Source organism: Streptomyces sp. NPDC005141, assembly GCF_053599975.1.
This window is the reverse complement of the sequence record NZ_JBSFYW010000011.1, coordinates 148,790-167,795: the sequence shown is the minus strand read 5'-3', so window position 1 is coordinate 167,795 and position 19,006 is coordinate 148,790. Positions and strand designations below refer to the sequence as shown.

15 protein-coding genes are annotated in these 19,006 nt (G+C 70.2%); 10 read left to right on the top strand and 5 right to left on the bottom strand.

Annotation, left to right across the window (positions count from 1 at the left end; all coding sequences use genetic code 11):
• Positions 1–102: 102 nt before the first annotated feature.
• Positions 103–1,026 carry a DUF6891 domain-containing protein gene (locus ACWD68_RS11925; protein ID WP_451806288.1) on the top strand — a complete coding sequence of 308 codons (924 nt, stop codon included), beginning with the start codon at positions 103–105 and terminating at the stop codon, positions 1,024–1,026.
• Positions 1,027–1,115: 89 nt separating this feature from the next.
• The gene (locus tag ACWD68_RS11920) at positions 1,116–1,238 is read left to right on the top strand and encodes a hypothetical protein (RefSeq protein WP_106981153.1); all 123 of its coding nucleotides are present in this window, start codon (positions 1,116–1,118) and stop codon (positions 1,236–1,238) included.
• Here ACWD68_RS11920 and ACWD68_RS11915 read toward each other — a convergent pair.
• On the bottom strand, positions 1,235–1,360 hold the full coding sequence (locus ACWD68_RS11915; RefSeq protein ID WP_451806287.1) for a hypothetical protein: 126 nt from the start codon (positions 1,358–1,360) through the stop codon (positions 1,235–1,237). The two genes, ACWD68_RS11920 and ACWD68_RS11915, sit on opposite strands and share 4 nt — an antisense overlap.
• Here ACWD68_RS11915 and ACWD68_RS11910 point away from each other — a divergent pair.
• From ACWD68_RS11910 to ACWD68_RS11900, 3 genes are all read left to right on the top strand, one after another.
• The gene (locus ACWD68_RS11910) at positions 1,359–1,940 is read left to right on the top strand and encodes a winged helix-turn-helix domain-containing protein (RefSeq protein WP_451806286.1); all 582 of its coding nucleotides are present in this window, start codon (positions 1,359–1,361) and stop codon (positions 1,938–1,940) included. The two genes, ACWD68_RS11915 and ACWD68_RS11910, sit on opposite strands and share 2 nt — an antisense overlap.
• A gap of 146 nt (positions 1,941–2,086) precedes the next feature.
• Positions 2,087–3,073, top strand: a complete 987-nt coding sequence (locus tag ACWD68_RS11905; protein WP_451806307.1) for an NAD-dependent epimerase/dehydratase family protein — start codon at positions 2,087–2,089, stop codon at positions 3,071–3,073.
• A 588-nt stretch (positions 3,074–3,661) separates the two neighbouring features.
• On the top strand, positions 3,662–5,221 hold the full coding sequence (locus ACWD68_RS11900; RefSeq protein WP_451806285.1) for a DUF1996 domain-containing protein: 1,560 nt from the start codon (positions 3,662–3,664) through the stop codon (positions 5,219–5,221).
• A 68-nt stretch (positions 5,222–5,289) separates the two neighbouring features.
• Here the strand turns inward: ACWD68_RS11900 and ACWD68_RS11895 are convergent, their stop codons facing one another.
• Entirely contained in the window at positions 5,290–5,757 is a 468-nt protein-coding gene (locus tag ACWD68_RS11895; RefSeq protein ID WP_451806284.1) for a hypothetical protein, read from the bottom strand.
• Positions 5,758–5,913: 156 nt separating this feature from the next.
• Between ACWD68_RS11895 and ACWD68_RS11890 the strand changes: the two genes are divergently transcribed.
• The 5 genes from ACWD68_RS11890 (at position 5,914) to ACWD68_RS11870 (ending at position 11,419) form a co-directional block, all read left to right on the top strand.
• The gene (locus ACWD68_RS11890; RefSeq protein WP_451806283.1) at positions 5,914–6,423 is read left to right on the top strand and encodes a tetratricopeptide repeat protein; all 510 of its coding nucleotides are present in this window, start codon (positions 5,914–5,916) and stop codon (positions 6,421–6,423) included.
• Between the two features lie 52 nt (positions 6,424–6,475).
• On the top strand, positions 6,476–8,404 hold the full coding sequence (locus ACWD68_RS11885) for a hypothetical protein (RefSeq protein WP_451806282.1): 1,929 nt from the start codon (positions 6,476–6,478) through the stop codon (positions 8,402–8,404).
• Between the two features lie 286 nt (positions 8,405–8,690).
• Positions 8,691–9,611 (top strand): metal-dependent hydrolase, encoded by a 921-nt coding sequence (locus ACWD68_RS11880; protein ID WP_451806281.1) that lies wholly within the window; start codon positions 8,691–8,693, stop codon positions 9,609–9,611.
• Entirely contained in the window at positions 9,611–10,660 is a 1,050-nt protein-coding gene (locus ACWD68_RS11875) for a PDR/VanB family oxidoreductase (protein ID WP_451806280.1), read from the top strand. Before ACWD68_RS11880 ends, ACWD68_RS11875 begins: the two co-directional genes overlap by 1 nt.
• A 57-nt stretch (positions 10,661–10,717) precedes the next feature.
• Positions 10,718–11,419, top strand: coding sequence for a TetR/AcrR family transcriptional regulator (locus ACWD68_RS11870; protein ID WP_451806279.1), 702 nt, complete (start codon positions 10,718–10,720; stop codon positions 11,417–11,419).
• Positions 11,420–11,486: 67 nt separating this feature from the next.
• On the opposite strand, the gene ACWD68_RS11865 is transcribed toward ACWD68_RS11870, so the two are convergent.
• The 3 genes from ACWD68_RS11865 to ACWD68_RS11855 all read right to left on the bottom strand — a co-directional run bounded on the left by ACWD68_RS11865 (position 11,487) and on the right by ACWD68_RS11855 (position 19,001).
• Complete coding sequence (locus ACWD68_RS11865; protein ID WP_451806278.1) at positions 11,487–11,843, bottom strand: 5-carboxymethyl-2-hydroxymuconate Delta-isomerase; 357 nt, start codon at positions 11,841–11,843, stop codon at positions 11,487–11,489.
• 231 nt (positions 11,844–12,074) lie between these two features.
• A complete protein-coding gene (pulA, locus tag ACWD68_RS11860) occupies positions 12,075–17,474 on the bottom strand; it encodes a pullulanase-type alpha-1,6-glucosidase (RefSeq protein WP_451806306.1) in 5,400 nt (1,799 codons plus the stop codon).
• 144 nt (positions 17,475–17,618) lie between these two features.
• On the bottom strand, positions 17,619–19,001 hold the full coding sequence (locus tag ACWD68_RS11855; protein ID WP_451806277.1) for an alpha-amylase: 1,383 nt from the start codon (positions 18,999–19,001) through the stop codon (positions 17,619–17,621).
• Positions 19,002–19,006 lie beyond the last annotated feature (5 nt).

The following is a 19,006-nucleotide window of genomic DNA, read 5'->3' as shown; positions in this document are numbered from 1 at the left end:
GCCGAATCGGCGGGCGCCCCCTTCGGTTGTCCAGCCCTTCGGTCGGTCCAGCCGGTCCGTCCGGCCCGTCGCGTTGTCAGTGGGGCGTGCCAGTCTTGACGCATGCAGAGCGACGAGTCCCTCGCCATCAAGGCCGAGACCGAGAACGGGCAGAAGCACGCGCGGATTTCGGCCGGGCGGCTGCGGGAGCTGGTGCACCGGATCGGCGGTGACGGCGACCACTACGTGATCGTGCAACGGATACCCGACCTCCCGGACGTCTTCGTCCAGGTGTGGCACGAGCACGGCGGGGATTACCAGTTGGAGCACCGCGAGGGCCGGGACCGCTTCTTCGGCACGGTTCTCGGCGACCGGGACCGGGTCGCGGACGCCATGGCGGGGTGGGCCCGCGAGGAAGACGGCTGGAACGCGGGCATCCCGTGGGAGCCGCTCGGCCATGACGCCCCGCAGGAGATCCCGGAACTCCCCGGGGACGTACGGGAGGAGGTCGAGGCCCGGATCCGCGAGCTGCTGCGCTGCGGGTACGACGACCGGGCGCGGCTCACCGAGGACGCCGAGGAATATCTCGTCGACGGCGACCACCGTCCGGTGTCCAAGGCGCAGGCCAGGGAACTCGTGGACCGGCTGTGGACGGAGCGGCTGGCCGAGCAGGAGGCGTGGGAGGGAGTCACCGATCCCGAGCGCCTCACCGGGGTCTTCGAGGGGCTCGACGCGCAGGGCATCACCGCGCGCGAGAACTTCACCTGCTGCCGCAGCTGCGGCACCGCCGAGATGGCCGGGGAGCGCGGCGAGGGAGACCGCGGCTTCGTCTATTTCCACACCCAGTGCACGGAGAGCGCCGCCGCGGGGCACGGACTGACCCTGCTCTACGGCGGGTTCGACGGGTCGGCCGAGACCACGGCGTCCGTCGGGCGCGAGGTCGTCGCGGCGCTCGGCGCGGCCGGGCTGTCCGCCCAGTGGGACGGCTCCCCCGGCACCGCTGTCCACGTCACGGCGCTGACATGGCACAAGCGCCTGGTCGGCTAGGGGTTGGCACCGTCAAGTTCACGCCAAGGGAGTGTCCGGCCCTTGAGAGAGGTCTCCTGCCGGGCTCCGGCTTCTGCTTCAATGGAGCCATGGCCAGCTTCCAGAAGTACACCGCGACGGGTCGCCATGACCTCGAGCCCTTCTGGCCTTCTCGTCAGCACCACGACTTCGACCGGGTGTGTTGCCGCGCGATGAACGCGCCGGCCCTCTAAAGCCGTACACCCCCGGCCTTCGGCCAGCGCGCACGACGTACGTCCTCGACGGCCCCGACCACGAACTCGCGGTCGTCGACCTTCCCGACGAACTTCTTCGCGCGAAAGAGCTGACCTCTCATGGCGACCACTCGTTCCTTCTCATCCGTCGCGACGGCCCCCACCCCTTCGACCACCCCGGGACGGCACCGACTGCGTGCCGTGGACCCGGACGAGGTCGTGAACGTCGCCGACTTCCTGCCGCCGGGCGCCACCTGGCTGCCCGCTCCCCAGCACGCGCTGCCGGTCCTGCCGGGGCAGCCGCCGATGATCGGCTACCTGGTCCTCGTACCGGCGGACCAGCAGCCCCTCCTGCCGCTCGCCGTGACGGACCGGGCCGAGCCGCCGGCCGCCCGTGACGGCGGCGCCGAGCCGCTGGTGCGCATCGACACCGTGCAGCGCACCGCCGAGATCGACGGGCAGGTGCTGGACCTCACGTATCTGGAGTTCGAGCTGCTCGCGCATCTCGTCCGGCATCCGCACCGGGTGCACACCCGCGACCAGCTGGTCTCCACGGTGTGGGGCTACGGGCACGTCGGGGACGGGCGGACCGTCGACGTCCATGTCGCCCGGCTGCGCCGCAAGCTCGGGGCGCTGCACCGCCAGGCGATCCAGACGGTGCGCCGAGTCGGCTACAAGTACGCTCCGCCGACCGGTCGTTGACACCCCCGGCCGGACGTCGACGCCTCCGTCCGGCGTCGACCGCTCCGGCCGGGCGTGGACGCCTTCTTGATTCGCCTGTCAGCAGATTCCCGTGCCACCGGGCGGGGAGTCCGTGCAGAGTCGTCCGTATGACACGGAGACTTCTGATGCTGGGCGGTACGGAGTTCGTGGGGCGGGCCGTCGTGGAGGCGGCGCTCGGCCGGGGGTGGGAGGTCACCGTCTTCCACCGCGGACGGCACCGGCCCCCCTCCGGGGTCCGGTCGTTGCTGGGCGACAGGACGGCGCCGGAAGGCCTCGCGGCGCTCGCCGGCACCTCGGACGAGTGGGATGCCGTCGTCGACACCTGGTCGGGGGCGCCCCGGGTCGTCGGGGACGCGGCGCGGCTGCTGGCCGGGCGGGTGTCCCGTCATGTGTACGTGTCGAGCTCCTCCGTGTACGCGTGGCCCCCGGAAGCCGGATACGACGAGGACACGAAGCTCGTGGACGGGGCGTCGGCCGACGCGGACGGGACCGACTACGCCCGGGACAAGCGGGGCGGGGAGCTGGCCGCGCTCGACGCCTTCGGCACCGGGCGCTCCCTGCTCGTACGGTCCGGACTGATCCTCGGGCCGTACGAGAACATCGGGCGGCTGCCCTGGTGGCTGAACCGGATCGCGGCGGGCGGTCCCGTGCTCGCTCCCGGGCCGCGGGATCTGCCGCTCCAGTACATCGACGTCCGGGACCTCGCGGAGTGGACGCTCGGGGCGGTGGACGCGGAACTCCACGGGGCGTACAACCTGGCCGGCCCCTCGGGGCACAGCACGATGGGCGCACTGCTCGACGCGTGCGTGCGGGTCACCGGGGCGCGGGCCGAGCTCCGCTGGACGGAGCCCGAGGCCGTTCTCGCCGCCGGGATCGAGCCGTGGACCCAGCTGCCGGTGTGGGTGCCGGCCGGGAGCGACTTCGAGGCCGCGCTGTTCTCGGCGGACGTCTCCCGGGCGGTGAACGCGGGGCTGCGGTGCCGGCCGGTCGAGGAGACGGTCGCCGACACCTGGAGCTGGCTCCGGTCACGCGGCGGGGTGGCGCCCGTGCGGGCCGACCGGCCGCCGGTGGGACTGGATCCGGCGGTGGAGGCGAAGGTCCTCGGGATCTGAACGCCCGGGAATTCCTGACCCCGTGGACATTCCCGCCCGTGATGGGGGTGGGCTTCGGCCTCCCCCATCACGGTGCCCGGCCCGATGACCGCCCTCTCGGTCGGCGGATCTGTTCCCGCCGCGACGGCCCGCGCCGGATACTCCGGGCACACGGCTTCGCGATCGCCTCCGCGGGTGGTTCACGCCCCGCGAACGGGAAGGGCCCTACCTGCTGGCACGAGGGCGGCCGAGTGGGCGATCACTGCCCAACTCCCGCTCCCTGGGCGGACGATCACCCGGCACCCTCCACCGTCCTTGCCAAGGCGGAGGTCCCGGGACGACGGCCACCGAAGTGTCCTCACGGGGCTCGCCCATTCGGATCGAAGCGGCTCACTGAATTTCAGTCAAAAAGCGCCGTCAAACCTGAATACGCAGATCAACTCTCGTGAATTCGCGGGCTTCTGAGCCCATTGTGCCCGAATTGGTCTCACGAACTTCTAAGTTTCTTTGGAGGCTCCTGAACACCTCACGCGCCTCGTGCGTATGGAATGGAGCCGCTTCACTCCTGTCGGGCGCCTCGCTGCCCCGCAAGGAAGTCAGAGGAGTTCCATGGGACGCAACATACGAAAACGCCGTTCGCCGCTGGCCGTTCGTGCCATTGCCGCGTCGGCTGCGCTCGCGATCGGCGGGGGTGGGCTGGTCTGGGCGAATTTCTACGCCTCGGCACACGAGAAGAACTCGTCTACCAACACCACCAAGGCCGCCGGCGCGCAGGTCGCGACGATCACCTGTCCGGATGTCGGTCAGAAGCTGACCAACGTTCCGAAGCAGGCGCGGGGTGAGGTCGACGGAGAACTGGCCACGCTCGACCAGCAGATCACCGCCGCCTACCAGCGACTGGCCACCACCCGTGACGCGCAGACGAGGGACGCGAGTTTCGTTCAGAACTCCATCCTCAATCCGCTGAAGAACAACCGGTCGGTGATCATCGACCGGATCAAGCTGGAGATCAACCGGGTCGGCGGAAGGGCTCCGGGCTGGCTCGACGGTCTCTCCACCTGCACGGGTGCGCCCGCGGACCAGACGAACGCCGGTGGCCAGAACAACGGCGGCGGCGCTGCCAGTCCGTCGGCGAGTGCCAGTGCGGGCGCAGGTGCCGGAGCAGGCACCGGCGCGAGTGCCAGCGCGAGCGCCAGTGCCGGTGCCGGTGCCGGTGCCGGAGGTGCGCAGGCGGGCAACGGCGGCCAGGCCGGAAACGGTCCGGTGGCAGCCGACTTCGTGGACATCACGAAGGTCCAGCCGAATGTGGCCCGCAAGGCCCGGACCCAGGCAGCCGGCTCGGCGGGTACCTTCTCGTCGTCCTGCGGTGTCAACGCGAACAAGAAGTTCAACACCGACAACGTGATCGTGGCGCCCGGTGTCACCAACGGCGCGCACCACCTGCACGACTACGTCGGCAATCAGTCGAACGACGCCTTCGCCAACAACGACACCTTCGCGGCGGCCCAGACCTCCTGCGCCAACCAGGGTGACAAGTCGTCGTACTACTGGCCGGTCGTGCGTATCCAGAACGGTACGCAGGACTTCGACCAGAACAACGACGGCGGCGGCAAGGAACTCAACGTCGGCCAGATCCAGCAGGTGAAGCAGGCGCAGATCAAGTTCGTCGGCAACGCGAAGAGCAAGGTCGTCGCGATGCCGAAGTTCCTGCGCATCATCACCGGCGACGCGAAGACCACGACCAACGGCCTCGCGAACGCCAACGCCCACTGGAGCTGCACCGGCTTCGAGAACAAGGTGCAGCTGACGGCGCAGTACCCGATCTGCCCGCGCGGCAGCACCGTGGTCCGCACCTTCGCCTTCCAGAGCTGCTGGGACGGGGTGAACGCCGACAGCGCGAACCACCGCACCCACGTGGCCTTCGCCGACGCCCAGGGCAACTGCGCGAACGGCTTCAAGGCCATCCCGCAGCTGACGATGCGACTGGTCTACGGCTTCCGGGCCCCGACCCTCACCAACGGGCAGATCAAGAACGCCTACGCGGTGGACGGTTTCCCCGAGCAGCTGCACAAGGCCACCACCGACCACGACGACTTCATCAACGTCTTCGACGACAAGCTGATGAACAAGATGGTCACCTGCATCAACAACGGCCAGCGTTGTAAGTAGCCCCCATGAGAGAGCCGGTGGCGGGATCTCCCGCCACCGGCTCTCTTTTCTCCCCAAGTCCTGCGCGGTCAGCCGCTGTGGTGACCGGAGTGCTCGGTCTCGGTTCCCCCACCACCACTACCTCCCGAGTGGTGCGAGGCCCCCTCCTCCAAGGTCCCGCCGAGCTGACCGCGCAGTGTCGTGACCATCTTCTGGTCCCCGACGGCGACCCACTTGGCACCGACGAGATACGACCCGCCGTAGTCCTTGGCCCCGTTGAGCCAGTCGCGCTGGCCGCGGTCCGTGGCGAAGGTCGCCAGGATGAACTTGCCGGCGCTGATCTTGCAGACGCCCTGGCGGATCTCGTCCGCGTCGGTCTGGATGTCCGGCTTGCACTTCACCTCGGCCGCCAGGTCCTCCAGGCTGCCGGTCGCCGTGGCCGGGACGGTCTCCTTCGCTCCCGCGCCCTTGTCGTCCGAGCCGCCGCCGCAGCCGGTCAGTGCCAGCAGAGCGGCCACGGCCGCCCCGGCCAGAAGCTTCTCGCGTGTCAACCTCATACGTTCCTCCGGTACCTGTCGGCGTTCACGCCGAGGAGAGCCCCGGCGAGGGCTCTGCCTTCGATACGGCTCCCGGCGGCCCCGTGCTCAATCGGCCGCCGTTCCGGGTGGTGAACCCGATACCGCCAGGGGTACAGCTGTGCGAGGGTGTCACCTGTGAACGAAGACTGGGAAGAGCGTACGGCGGCGGCCTGGGCCACCTTCGACGACTACGAGGAAGAGCGGGCGGCGGACTTCCGGGCGGTGATCGACATCCTGGTCGCCGAACTGCCCGCGCACAGCCCCCTCGGACCCTTCGAGCAGGCCTGCGCCTGGGACTCGACGGGCCACTCGGACAAGGCCGTACCGCTGTACCGGGAGGCGCTGGCCCTCGGCCTGAACGGGTACAAGGGCCGGCGCGCGAAGATCCAGCTCTCCAGTTCGCTGCGGAACATCGGACAGGCGGACGAGGGCGTCAAGCTCCTCACCCCCGAACTGGTCGGGCCCTCGGACGAGCTGGACGACGCGGTGCGGGCCTGTCTGGCGCTCTGCCTCGCCGACCTCGGCCGCGAACGCGAGGGCCTGTCCCTGGTGATCGGCGCGCTGGCCCCCCATCTGCCGCGCTACCAGCGGTCGATGGCGAACTACGCGCGACTGCTCGTGGAGCCCGAGGGCTCGGGGGACTGAGCCCTCGGCGGGGCGCCGGTGACCATCCACCGATTCGCTCGTTCTGCTGAACGTGCAGTCACAGGATGTAGCCCCGCGCCCCGCAGCCTCCTCCGGAGCGGTCGTCGACGTCGAGCAGGCCGAGGCCGCGCTCGTCGAGCACTACCCGCGGCTGGTCCGGCTGGCCTATCTCGTGCTTCCGCCGAGCCTCGGCCGCAACCGCCGGGTACTCACCGCGCACGCCCTCACCCAGCGCGCGCTGCCGCGCGGCCGCGCTTCGGGCGACGCGTCGGTCATCCCGGCGCAGCAGAGCGGCGGCGGCCGCGACACCGACCCGGGCTACGCCTTCGTACGCCTGCAGGTGGTGCGTACGGCACTGGAGGCGGGGCTGCCGCTGAAGCGGCGGGCGTGGCCCAAGCGGTCCCAGCTGCCGCCCCTCCTCCCCCATGTGTGGGGCCTGCGGCTCTTCCCGCGCTCGGGCGGCGCCGAGGAACTGGCCCTGGACCAGCAGCTGTCCGCACTGTCGGGGCCGGCCCGCGCCGCCTACGTGCTGCGCGGCCTGGAGAAGCTGTCCGACGCGAACCTGCACAGGATGCTGGCGGCGGCGGGCGTCGCGGACCCGGCCGCCGCGCTGAAGGAGGCCGCGGGCGTCGAGGCGCGGGACGCGCTGCTCGACTCCCCCGAGTTCGACCCCTGTTCGCTGCACGCCCGGCCCACCGACCTGATGCGGCGCAGGCAGCACATGAAGGCCGCCCTCGCCGCAACCGCCGCCGTGGCCGTGTGCGGCGCGCTGCTCGGACTGCCGGGCGACGGCTGGGGCCCGGACGGCGCCGCGGCCCCCTCCTACGCGCAGAACCCGGCCGCCGAGGCCGCCCTCGACCCCGCCAGGCTGGAGCGGGTCGCGGCTGCGGCCTGGGAGTCCTCGGCGCGCACCGACTTCTCCGTGTGGCCGGCCCGCGGCGACCTCGTCGAGGACACCGCGCTGCTGCGCCGCGCGCTCGCCGTCTGGGCCAGGCCCGGCGAATCCGTGCAGGTCTCGGCGACGCCCGGCACACCTTCCGGTGCCCCGCCCGGCCCGCCCCAGCTCCTCTACGCGGGCGAGGTCGACCAGGCGCGTGTGGTGCTGCTCTACGACGGTCTGCGCATCGCGCGCTACGCCGAGCCGAGGGACGGCACGGGCGGAGCGGCGCTCGACTTCGCGCGGGTCGACGCGGCGAGCGGGGCCGAGGCGAGCGCGGTGGTGCTGGGCCGGGCCGACGGCAACGTCCGCTATCTGACGGCTCCCTGGGTGAAGAAGGCCGCCGAGCGCGACCTGCTGAAGCCCTCCGCCGGGGCGATGGACCTCACCCTGTCCGCGGACGGCGCCACCTCCCCGCTGGCCGGTCCGCCGCAGACCGGCGCGTGCACCTCGTGGAACGTGCTCCAGATCAAGGACGGTTCCGGCACGCATCTGCTGACCGACCTCGGCGAGCTGACCCCGGCCCGCCTCTCCTCGGGCCGGCCCACCGCGTCCCGGGAGGCGTCGGGCGCCCAGGACCTGCGGGGGTGGGCGCCGTTCGCGTGCTCCCTCGCCTCCGTGCGCTCGCAGGGCATTCGGTCCGTGAACACCTGGCAGTACGCGCGGCAGCCGCTGCCCGACGCGAGCGGATCGGCGGAGTGGGTGTGCACCCGCGCGGACACCTGGCGGGGCGGCGGCACCCGGGTGCTGGCCCAGTTCCGCACCCCGGGCGGGACGTACGGGGCGGTCGTCGCGAAGGCCGAGAACTCCCCGGCGTGCGGCTCCCGCGACCCGCATGTGCTGGCCGGTGTGCTGTGGAAGTCGGGGGCGGGGGCCTGGTATCTCCTCGCGGCCGGCAGCAAGGACACCGCGTCGGTCGACGCGACGGGCGGGGTGCGCGGCTCGTCGGAGGGTTCCCAGCTCGCCGTACGGACGAAGCAGGGGGCGCGGGCCGAGCTGAAGGGGACCCTGTCGGACGGCCGGGGCATCACCGGACTGCGCTGAACCCGGCCACCCGCCGCCCCGCACGTTTCCCGGGGCGGCGGGCGGCGCCGCCACTCCGGCCTCACCGGGACGCCGACACCTCACCGGGATGCCCGCGCCCACCGGGTGCCGCGCCTGACCGGGACGCCGGCACCCCGCGCGGCCCTCGCGGACCCGGCACGGCTGCCGGACTCGGCACCCTTCCCGGACCCGGCCGCCGTCACGTCGGACCCATTGCTGACACGGATGTAAATAAGTGGGCGCACAGGGGTTCTCCCACGCGCCTACCCGTCAGTACATTGACGCCATGTCTAACACGCAGGCCCGGCTGCCCCTGCCGGTCGAGTCCGAGTGGACGGCGCTCAAGGCGCGGAAGGTGTCGTTCTCCTGGGAGGACACACCGCTGCACTGGGTGCCGGACGATCCGTTCGCCACGCACACCATCAATGTGCTGCACCTGCTGCTCCCGGCCGGCGAGCGGTGGTTCGTGCACGTGTACCAGCAGGTACTGCCCCTCATCCGCGACGAGCGGCTGCGCGCGGACGTCATCGGGTTCATCGGGCAGGAGGCGATGCACTCGCAGGCGCACGACGAGGTGCTGCCGCATCTCAAGGAGCTGGGGCTCGACCCGACGCCGTACACCGCGCAGGTCGACTGGCTCTTCGAGAAGTTGCTCGGCGACCGGACGCTGCCCCCGGGCAAGGCACGGAAGTGGTGGCTGCTGGAGCGGGTCGCCCTGATCGCCGCGATCGAGCACTACACCGCCTTCCTCGGCAACTGGGTCCTGAACGCCGAGGAGCTGGACCGGCGGGGCGCCGATCCGACCATGCTGGACCTGCTGCGCTGGCACGGCGCGGAGGAGGTCGAGCACCGCTCGGTGGCGTTCGAGCTGTTCCTGCACGTCGACGGCAGCTACCGGCGGCGCGCGCGGACCTGGGCGACCGCGTTCACCGCGCTCGTCTTCCTGTGGCAGCGCGGTGCCCGGTTCTTCATGGAGAACGACCCGACCCTGGCGAACGGCCGGGCGAGCTTCAAGGACTTCTACGTCGGCGGGAAGCGGGGCGTGCTGCCGTCCACCGGAGACATGCTCAAGTCCATCCCCCGCTATCTCAGCCGCGCGTATCACCCCTCGCAGGAGGGCTCCACCGAGCAGGCGGTCGCGTATCTGGCCTCCTCGCCGGCCGCGACGGCTGCCTCGGCCGCCGGGAAGGGCGCTGGTGCCGCGTGATGCCCAAGGTGCGGACCGTCGTGGCCGTCGCGGGTGCGGCGCTGGTCGTCCGGCGCGCGCTGCGCCGCCGGATCGGGGCGTCACCGCTGTGGCCGCTGCCGGCCCTGGAGAACCCGGTCTCCGGCCGGCCCCGCTCCCGGGCCCTTCGGCTGCTGGTCGCCCGGCACGAGCGGGTCGCCGACGGCGTCGTCCAGCTGCGCCTGGAAGGAGCGGACCTGGCGCCCTGGGAGCCGGGGGCCCATCTCGATCTGGTGCTGCCGTCGGGGCTCGTCCGGCAGTACTCGCTGTGCGGTGACCCCGAGGACACCTCCTCGTACACGGTCGCGACCCGGCTGGTCGAGGACGGTCGGGGCGGATCGCGCGAGGTGCACGAACAGCTCCGGGAGGGCATGGCGGTCGAGGTGCGCGGACCGCGCAACCGCTTCCCGCTCGTGGACGCGCCGGCCTACCTCTTCGTCGTGGGCGGGATCGGGATCACCCCGGTCCTGCCGATGCTGCGGGCACTGCGGGAGGACGCGGACTGGCGGCTGCTGTACGGCGGCCGAACGCGCGCCTCGATGCCGTTCCTGGAGGAGATCGAGAAGCTGGACCGTACGAAGGTCACCGTCGTCGCGGAGGACGAGGACGGGCTGCCGGACCTGGACGCGCTGTTCGAGGACCTCCCCCGGGGAGCGGCGGTCTACTGCTGCGGTCCGGACGGGCTGACGGCGGCGGTCGAGGCGCGGATTCCGGAGGGCGGCACGCTGCACCTGGAGCGGTTCACGGCCCGTGCGTCCGGCGAGAGCGACAGCCCCTTCGAGGTCGAACTGCGGCGCAGCGGACGCACGGTGACCGTGCCCGCCGACTCGACGGTCCTCGCCGCGGTGCGCGCGGAACTGCCCGACACGCTCTACTCCTGTGAGCAGGGATTCTGCGGGACCTGCCAACAGCGGGTCCTGGAGGGAGAGATCGAGCACCGGGACGAGCTGCTGACGGACGCGGAGCGTGACGACTCGATGTTGATCTGTGTCTCGCGTACGCGGGGTGGGAGAATCGTGCTGGACATGTGAACGTTCCCGGACCGGACCGGCCCGTTCCGGGACGGATCCGATCGGTAAGGTGTTCGCATGACAACCGGGGTACGCCGCAGGATGGGTGTCGAGGAGCGACGGCAGCAGTTGATCGGCGTCGCCCTCGAACTGTTCAGCCGACGCTCGCCCGACGAGGTCTCCATCGACGAGATAGCCGCGACCGCGGGCATCTCGCGACCGCTCGTGTACCACTACTTTCCGGGCAAACTCAGTCTGTACGAGGCCGCGTTGCAGCGTGCGGCCGACGATCTCGCGGGCCGGTTCGTGGAGTCCCGCGAAGGGCCGCTGGGAGCACGGCTGCTGCGGGTGATGCGCCGGTTCTTCGACTTCGTGGACGACCACGGGCCCGGTTTCGCGGCGTTGATGCGGGGTGGCCCAGCCGTCGGCTCGTCCACCACCAACGCCCTCGTCGACGCCGTACGGCAGGCCGCGTACCTCCAGATCCTGTCGCATCTGGACGTCGAGAACCCGCCCGCGCGGCTGGAACTCGTGGTCCGCTCCTGGATCTCGCTCGTCGAGTCGACCGCGCTGATCTGGCTGGACGGGCGGCGGATTCCGCGCGGCGAGCTGGAGGTCCAGCTCGTGCACGACTTCGCGGCCCTGGCGGCGGTGAGCGCCGCCTACGACGCCGAAGTCGCCGAACTGCTGCGCAAGGGGCTCACGAACGAGCCGGGCGACGGGCCGTTCAGCGACCTCGTCGTCCGGCTGCTCGCGCTGGCCTCGCCGCCCGCGCCCTAGGAACGGGCGCGGGGGCCCGACCCGTACGGCCGGACTCGGCCGGAGCCTGGGGACTCCGCCCTGGGGACTATGCCTCGAACTTGCGGTACGACGGGTCGAGGTCGCGTACCTCGGCCGAGGCGTGCAGCTCCAGGCCCTCGGCCGGCTTCACATGCGTCTTCAGCAGTTCCAGCACGGCCTCGGTCAGTTTCGCCCTGGCCTCCTCGGTCCGCCCGGCGAGCAGACCGAGGGTGACATGGACGACGGCGTGCCCGCCGGTGTCCGCGCCGACGACGGTATCCTCCGTCCGACGGAACTGCGTCTTGCAGCCGCCGAGCTTCGCGGCGACCGTCCGGACGACCTCCGCGTGCAGCGCCAGGGCGAACCCGGGCCGGTCGAAGGCGTCTTCGAGCGGCGCGGAGTAGTCGACGGTGATCTGCGGCATGAGCACTCCTGATTCCAGGGACGGTCCCGATCACCCTAGCCGCATCGCCGGCAGCGCGATGTCGCCCTCCCTGTCCCTGCCCCTTGCCCCGCCCCTGCCGAAGCAGAGTGGACGTCGTGTCGTCGGCGTCCAGGGGAACAGTCCATCGGGGCACAGGTGCCGGTGAGGGCGGCTCCGGCCACCGGATCCGGTCCGGGTGTCCGAAGCCGCCCTCACCGGGCTAGCCCGCTGTCACGAGGTGCGGGTGAAAACCGCCACCGTCCGGCCCGGAACGGCGAAGGTGCCCGTCTTCTCCGCGTAGGACGAGGACTTGACGACAGAGTCCGCGCCCGACGCCTGCACCGGGTGCAGCGCGTACGCCTTCCCGGCCAGGGAGCCGACGATCTGCTTCTGCTTCTCGGGGGTCGCGTTGAAGACGATCACGAGGTCGCCGAGACTCACGGTGATCACCCCGGCGGTCTCGTCCTTCCCGGACAGCGGGAAGGAGAGCTTGGACTGCACCTGACCGGCCGTGGAGAGCGAGAAGACGTCCTCGCTCGTACGGATCCGCTGCAGGTCCTGGTAGGCGGCCGAGGTGCCGTCGATCTGTGCGCAGCCCACCTTGACGGACGTCAACAGCGGCGTGGCGTAGGGCCACTTGGAGGCGTTGTCGGCGGCCAAAGGCAGCCCGCGCCCGAATCCGTTGCCGTCCTGGCAGTTCCAGTGGATGGCGTTGAACCAGTCACCGCTGTCGAAGGAGTTCCGGTCCAGGGACTTGGAGCGCAGCAGGTCGGAGCCTGCCTGGGAGAGGGACGGTCCCTGCGAGAGGGTGGCCGTCGCCATCGCCAGGACCTGCATCCGGGCCCGGTCCGCCGCGCCGGTCGTCGCGGGCAGCTTGTACGTCAGCGCGTCGTACAGCGACTCGTTGTCGTGCGCGTCGGCGTAGGCGAGCGCATCGCCCGGAGCGTCCGCGTAGCCGGCCGGCTGGCCGTTGTAGTCGACGTCGGAGCCCTTGACCTCCTTGCCCGCGGAGTCGGTGAACCGGAATCCGGCCAGGTTGCCGGTCAGGCCGACCTTGATGAGGTCCTGGTAGTGCAGCAGGCGGGCCTTCTGCTCGGCCGGGGTGCCGTTGGCGGTGGAGGAGTTGGGGTCGGTGAACAGGCCCGACGCGAAGCCCTGGATGCCGGGGTCGGAGTCGAAGGGACTGCCGCCGCGTACGGCGTCACGGGCGCGGTCGGAGAACGTCGCGATCCCGGTCCCCGCCATGTTCTTCTGGGTGGCCTGGACGAACCGGGCGTCGTCGGCGACCTCGCCGAAGTTCCAGCCCTCGCCGTACAGGATGATCTTCTTGCCGTCGACGCCGTCCTTCGCGAGGGTGAGCGCGTCGAGGGCCTTCCTGACCGCGAGGATGTTGGCCTTGGGGTGGTGTCCCATCAGGTCGAAGCGGAAGCCGTCGACCTTGTACTCCTTGGCCCAGGTGACGATCGAGTCGACGACCAGCTTGCCCATCATGGCGTTCTCGGTCGCCGTGTTGGCGCAGCAGGTGGAGTTGGCCACGCTGCCGTCGGCGAGGAGCCGCTGGTAGTAGCCGGGGACGATCCGGTCGAGGACGCTGGTGTCGGCCTGGCCGCTCGCGGCGGTGTGGTTGTAGACCACGTCCATGACGACCCGCAGGCCGTCCTCGTTCAGGGACTTGACCATGTCGCGGAACTCAACCGTGCGCCTGGTGCCGTCGGGGTCGGTGGCGTAGGAACCCTCGGGGACCGTGTAGTGGTACGGGTCGTAGCCCCAGTTGTAGGCGTCCTTGGCGGCGGTCTTCGCCACGCACTCCTGCTGCTTCTGGGAGTCTGCGGCGTAGGAGGCCAGATCGCAGTCGGTGGTCTGCTGGTCCGCCTTCTTCTCGGGAATCGTCGCGATGTCGAACGCGGGCAGCAGGTGGACGTACGAGGTGCCGGACGCGGCCAGCTTCCTCAGGTGCTTCGAGCCGTCGCTGTTCTTGTCGGTGAAGGCGCGGTAGGTGCCCTTGTCCTTCGCGGGGACGGTCTTGTCCTCCACCGAGAAGTCGCGGACGTGCAGCTCCTGGATCTGCGCGTCCTTCAGCGGCACGGCCTTGGGCTTCTTGAGCGAGGACCAGCCGGACGGGGCCAGGGACTTGGCGTCCAGGTCCACGACCAGGCTGCGCTTCGAGTCGGTGGTCAGGGCCACCGAGTACGGGTCGGTCACCTTGTTGGTGACGATCTTCCGGACACTCGGCGCCCACACCTTCACGGCGTAGCGGTAGGGCTTGCTCGTCCAGGACCGCTTGCCCGTGACGGACCAGACGCCGGTGGCGCTGTCGCGCTTCATGGCAACGGTGGAGCCGTCGAGGTCGAGGCTGACCGACTGCGCGGTCGGGGCCCACACCGAGAGGGTGGGGACGCCGTCGCGGAACACCGGCCCGAGCCGCGCGCTCTTCGCGTTGTACAGATCGTCGAGAACGCCGCCGATCTGGACACCGGTCGCCGCCAGCACGGCGCCGTTCGCGGCCCGTTGCGAGGCGACGAGCTGGCCGCCGAGCGCCGAGCGCACCCGGTCGCGGTCGCGCGGGTCGACGGTCCAGGCGGTGTACGCCTTCAGGTGCGGGAACTTCGCCTTCTGGGCATCGGTGAGGGTGGTCTTCTCCAGTCGCAGCCAGCGCTCGTCGTCGCTGGTCAGCCCGCCGTCCTTGACGGCGATGGAACCGTCGCGGGAGGAGAGGAGCTGGGTGGAGACTGCGGCCTCGGAGCCGTTCCAGGCGACCGTGTTCCGGTCGATCCAGACCGCCTTGGAGGTGGTCAGGTCGAGCGCCGCCGCGCTGCCCGCGGGCTGCGGGAGCAGGTACTTCTCCTGGCCGTTCAGCAGCCACACCTCGTGGCCGTTGGCCGTGAGGTCCAGCGACTGGTCGGTGGGCAGGTCCTTCTCGTCGCCCTTGTGGAGGATGTAGCTGAGGCTGGTGGCACCCTCGGCGAGCGGCACCTCGTAGACAGCTCCGTAGGCGTCGGTCCGCACCGGCTCTAGGGGCTTCGTCCAGTCCGTGGGCGCCGCCGCCCCGGTCCAGGTGTGCAGACCCCAGCCGCTGTAGTCGCCGTCGGCGCGGTGGTAGTGGAGGACCGCCTTGGTCTTGTCCTGGGCGGGCTGGTCGGGCCGCTCGGTGAGAACGGCTTCCTTGCCCTGCTCGACCCAGACCTCGCCCGTCTTGGTGACGTCGATGGTGCGGTCGGCGGAGACGTCCTTGTTGCCGTCCTTGTCGATGACCAGGAAGCCCACGCTGGAGGCACCGGGCTTCAGCTTCACGTAGGCGAAGGCGCCGTAGGCGTCCCGGCCGATGAAGTCGTGGCCCGCCGGCCAGGTCGTGGACTCGCCGTCGGCGATGTCGCCCCAGGCGTACAGGCGCCAGTCGGTGTAGTCGCCCTCCGTGCGCTTGTAGTGGACGACCGCGTAGTCGCGGGAGGAGGCCGCGGGGATCTCTTCGGCGGGCGGGGTGCCGGTGGTCGAGGCGGTTGTCGCGCTCGCCGTGCGTCCGGCCGAGTCGATCACGACGGCCTTGTAGCGCAGGGCGGTTCCGGCGGGCACGTCCTCGCCGATGACCTGGGTGACCTTGTAGGGGGCGTGGTCGGCGGAGCCGAGCGTGCGCCAGGTGCCGTTGCCGACCTGGGCGGCGAAGACGACACGGTCGAGCCGTCCGCCGTCGACGTCCGCCGAGAGCTCGACGGTGCCGGTGGCGCCCGCGGCGGGTGCCTTCAGCGTCAGCGTCGGCTTCGACGCGGGGGCGGCGAGCCGGCCTGCGGCCTTGAGGACGACCGTCGAGCCCGCCGGGACGGTGAGGTCGACCTTCTTGTCCGCGTCGCTCTTCACCGAGGCCGAGGTCCCGTACACGGCGCGGAAGTTCATGTCCGCCGAACCCGTCGCGAACGTCGCCTTCTTCGCCTCGTCGGCGTTGTTCACGGCGACGACGTACTCGGTGCCGGTCTTCGCGTCCGTACGGGAGAAGGCGTACACGCCGGCGCCGTCCGCGGCGTACCGCTCGGTCTGGACTCCGTCCGTGAGGGCGGGGTTGTCCTTGCGGAGCTTGGAGAGAGCGCTGATCTGCTTGTAGAGCGGTGCGCTCGTGTCGTAGGCGTCGCTCGCGTGCGTCCGGGAGGTACCGATCTCGTCGTCGTCGAGATAGTCGGCGACCTTGGAGGCGAACATCGTCTGGCGGGCGTCCTTGTCACCGCCGGAGCCGGTGAAGCCCTGCTCGTCGCCGTAGTAGACGACGGGGTTGCCGCGGCTGAGGAACATCAGCTCGTTGGCCAGCTTGTCCTTCTTCAGCAGCTGGGCGTCGGTCGCCTTGGGGTTGTCCTGGTTCAGGAAGTACCCGATGCGGCCCATGTCGTGGTTGCCGAGGAAGGTGACCTGCTCGTACGCGTTGGCCTTGTCGGTCGTGTACTTGTAGTCGTCACCGAAGACGGACGCCAGCTTCTGCGCACTGCCGCCCTGCGAGGCGTACGAACGGGCCGCGTCCTGGAAGGGGAAGTCGAGGGTGGAGTCGAGACGGCCCTGGGTGACGTACGGCGAGGTGATCGACGTGTCGGCGGAGTAGAGCTCGCCGAACATGAAGAAGTTCTTGCGCCCGTGCTTGGCGGCGTACGCGTCGAGGGCGGTCGCCCACTGCGTCCAGAACTCCATGTTCACGTGCTTCACGGTGTCGATCCGGAAGCCGTCGATGCCGAAGTCCCGGACCCACTTCTCGTAGATCTTCTCCATGCCGCTGACCACCTCGGGACGCTCGGTCCACAGGTCGTCGAGGCCGGAGAAGTCGCCGTAGGTGGTGGACTCGCCGGCGTAGGTGGAGTCACCGCGGTTGGTGTACATCGTCGTGTCGTTGAGCCACGACGGCACCTTGGCGTTCTTCTTCGCCGCGGGCACCGTCGGCGTACGGGGGAAGGAGTCGGCGTCCACCGACGGGAATCCCTTCGTGCCGTCCGCGTAGTCCGCGTCGTCGAACGGCTTCCCGTCCTTGGTCAGATACGGGAAGGCGCCCTTGGAGAGGTAGCCGTAGGACTTCTCCTCGTAGTCGACGACATCGGCCGTGTGATTGGTGATGACGTCGAAGAAGACCTTCATGCCCTTGGCGTGGGCCTTGGAGATCAGGGTCTCCAGGTCCTTGTTGGTGCCGAAGTGCGGGTCGACCCGGGTGAAGTCGGTGATCCAGTAGCCGTGGTAGCCGGCCGAGGCGTCCTTGCCGGTGCCCTGGACGGGCTGGTTCTTGAAGATCGGCGCCATCCAGATGGCGGTGGTGCCGAGGCCCTTGATGTAGTCCAGCCGCTTGGTCAGACCCTTGAGGTCGCCGCCCTGGTAGAAGCCCTTGTCGGTGGGGTCGTAGCCGGTCGACAGCCGGGAGCCGGTCAGCCCGCCCTCGTCGTTGGACGTGTCGCCGTTGGCGAAGCGGTCCGGCATCACGAAGTAGAACTGGTCACGGGTGGCGTCGTGTCGCGAGGGCTCGGCGGCGAGCTTCGCGTCGGACGGCGGTGCGGGCGGGGTCTGGGCCCGCGCCACGAGGGGTTGCGCAAGCGATACGGCCAATGCGGCGGCGAGGACGGCTGCGCGCAGCCTGGGGCGGCCGATGCGGCGCGCCGGCCCTCTCGGTATCAGGTCCACAGTTGTGAACTCCTAGCGATTACGGCGTACTCGGGTCCGACCCCGCGCAGCGTTTCGGCCACGATGCCGAACGCCCGCGTGACCGTATCGCTCACGCAAGGTTTACAGCAAGAGTCTTGCAACGTGCAGAAAGAGGTTTCAGCAGCTCGACTTGCCCGCGTAGACCGCGAGGGCCGTGTTGGCACCCAGCGTCGCCGTGAACTGGCCGGAACTGTTCACCGTGATGCTCGTGTTGTTCTGGACGTTGCAGTACGCGCCCGCGGCGAGCGAGGTGCTGTACGTCCGGGTGAGCGTGGAGGTCTCGTGGTTGATGGCCACGAAGCCCTTGCTGCCGCGGCCGAAGGCGATGGCGTCGCCGCCGTTGTCCCACCAGTTGGTGAGGGACTGCCCACGGGTGGTGTTGCGGAAGGCGACCATCGACTTGATCTCCGGCCAGGCGTGCTGGCACTTCCAGCCGTCCTGCCAACAGGCGTTGACGGTACCGCCGTTGGGCGGTCCGGCGTCCGCGTCGGACCACTCGTAGCCGGAGTTGACGTCGGGGGCGCCGTAGGGGTGGGCCAGCATGAAGACGTTGGCCAGGGTGTAGTTCGCCCCGTCCTTGTAGTTGAGCGTCGAGCCGTTGCGCTCGGTGTCGTGGTTGTCGACGAAGACGGCCGAGACCGAGCTGCTCATGTAGCCCCAGCCCTCGCCGTAGTTCTTCAGGTAGGCGAGGTTCTCGTTGTTGAAGACGCGCTTGAGGTCGTAGGCGTAGCGGAACTCCTGGACGTCGCCGTTGCCGGTGTACTCGGTGGGCTGGACGGCCTCGCCCGCGCCGTAGATCGCCTCCTGCTTCCAGTAGACCGACGGATTGCTCAGCCGGGACTTGATGTTGGCGAGGTCGGCGGCCGGCATGTGCTTGGCCGCGTCGACGCGGAAGCCGTCGACGCCGTAGCCGAGCAGGGTGTTCATGTATCCGGCGATGGCCGACCGGACGTAGTCCTCGCCGGTGTCCAGGTCGGCGAGACCGACGAGTTCACAGTTCTGGACGTTGGCCCGGTTGGTGTAGTCGCTGATGCTGGACGTGCAGTTGTCCATGTCGGCGGAGGAGTAGAGGCCCGGGTAGTTGTACTTCGTGTACGAAGAGCCGCCGGTGCCGGTGCCGGAACCGGCCGCCATGTGGTTGATCACCGTGTCCGCCACGACCTTCACGCCGGCCGTGTGGCAGGTGCTGACCATGTTCTTGAAGGCGGTGGCGTCGCCGAGCCGTCCGGCGATCCGGTAGCTCACGGGCTGGTACGAGGTCCACCACTGCGAGCCCTGTATGTGCTCGGCGGGCGGGGACACCTGGACGTAGCCGTAACCGGCGGGACCGAGCGTGTTGGTGCATTCCTTGGCGACCGAGTCGAATTTCCACTCGAACATGACGGCGGTGACGTCCTTGGTGCCCGGCGGCGAGGCCGCCGCCGTACCGGGGGGAACGGTCACCGAGACCGCCAGGCCCGCCGCGAGGGCGAACGAGGCCGCAAGCGTTTTCCTTGCCATGTGTG

Excerpts from the sequence above, each read along its gene's own strand:
- ACWD68_RS11925 (WP_451806288.1), top strand. The coding sequence starts at position 103 with ATGCAGAGCGACGAGTCCCTCGCCATCAAGGCCGAGACCGAGAACGGG.
- ACWD68_RS11920 (WP_106981153.1), top strand. The coding sequence starts at position 1,116 with ATGGCCAGCTTCCAGAAGTACACCGCGACGGGTCGCCATGACCTCGAG.
- ACWD68_RS11910 (WP_451806286.1), top strand. The coding sequence starts at position 1,359 with ATGGCGACCACTCGTTCCTTCTCATCCGTCGCGACGGCCCCCACCCCT.
- ACWD68_RS11915 (WP_451806287.1), bottom strand. The coding sequence starts at position 1,360 with ATGAGAGGTCAGCTCTTTCGCGCGAAGAAGTTCGTCGGGAAGGTCGAC.
- ACWD68_RS11905 (WP_451806307.1), top strand. The coding sequence starts at position 2,087 with ATGCTGGGCGGTACGGAGTTCGTGGGGCGGGCCGTCGTGGAGGCGGCG.
- ACWD68_RS11900 (WP_451806285.1), top strand. The coding sequence starts at position 3,662 with ATGGGACGCAACATACGAAAACGCCGTTCGCCGCTGGCCGTTCGTGCC.
- ACWD68_RS11895 (WP_451806284.1), bottom strand. The coding sequence starts at position 5,757 with ATGAGGTTGACACGCGAGAAGCTTCTGGCCGGGGCGGCCGTGGCCGCT.
- ACWD68_RS11880 (WP_451806281.1), top strand. The coding sequence starts at position 8,691 with ATGTCTAACACGCAGGCCCGGCTGCCCCTGCCGGTCGAGTCCGAGTGG.
- ACWD68_RS11875 (WP_451806280.1), top strand. The coding sequence starts at position 9,611 with ATGCCCAAGGTGCGGACCGTCGTGGCCGTCGCGGGTGCGGCGCTGGTC.
- ACWD68_RS11870 (WP_451806279.1), top strand. The coding sequence starts at position 10,718 with ATGACAACCGGGGTACGCCGCAGGATGGGTGTCGAGGAGCGACGGCAG.
- ACWD68_RS11865 (WP_451806278.1), bottom strand. The coding sequence starts at position 11,843 with ATGCCGCAGATCACCGTCGACTACTCCGCGCCGCTCGAAGACGCCTTC.
- ACWD68_RS11855 (WP_451806277.1), bottom strand. The coding sequence starts at position 19,001 with ATGGCAAGGAAAACGCTTGCGGCCTCGTTCGCCCTCGCGGCGGGCCTG.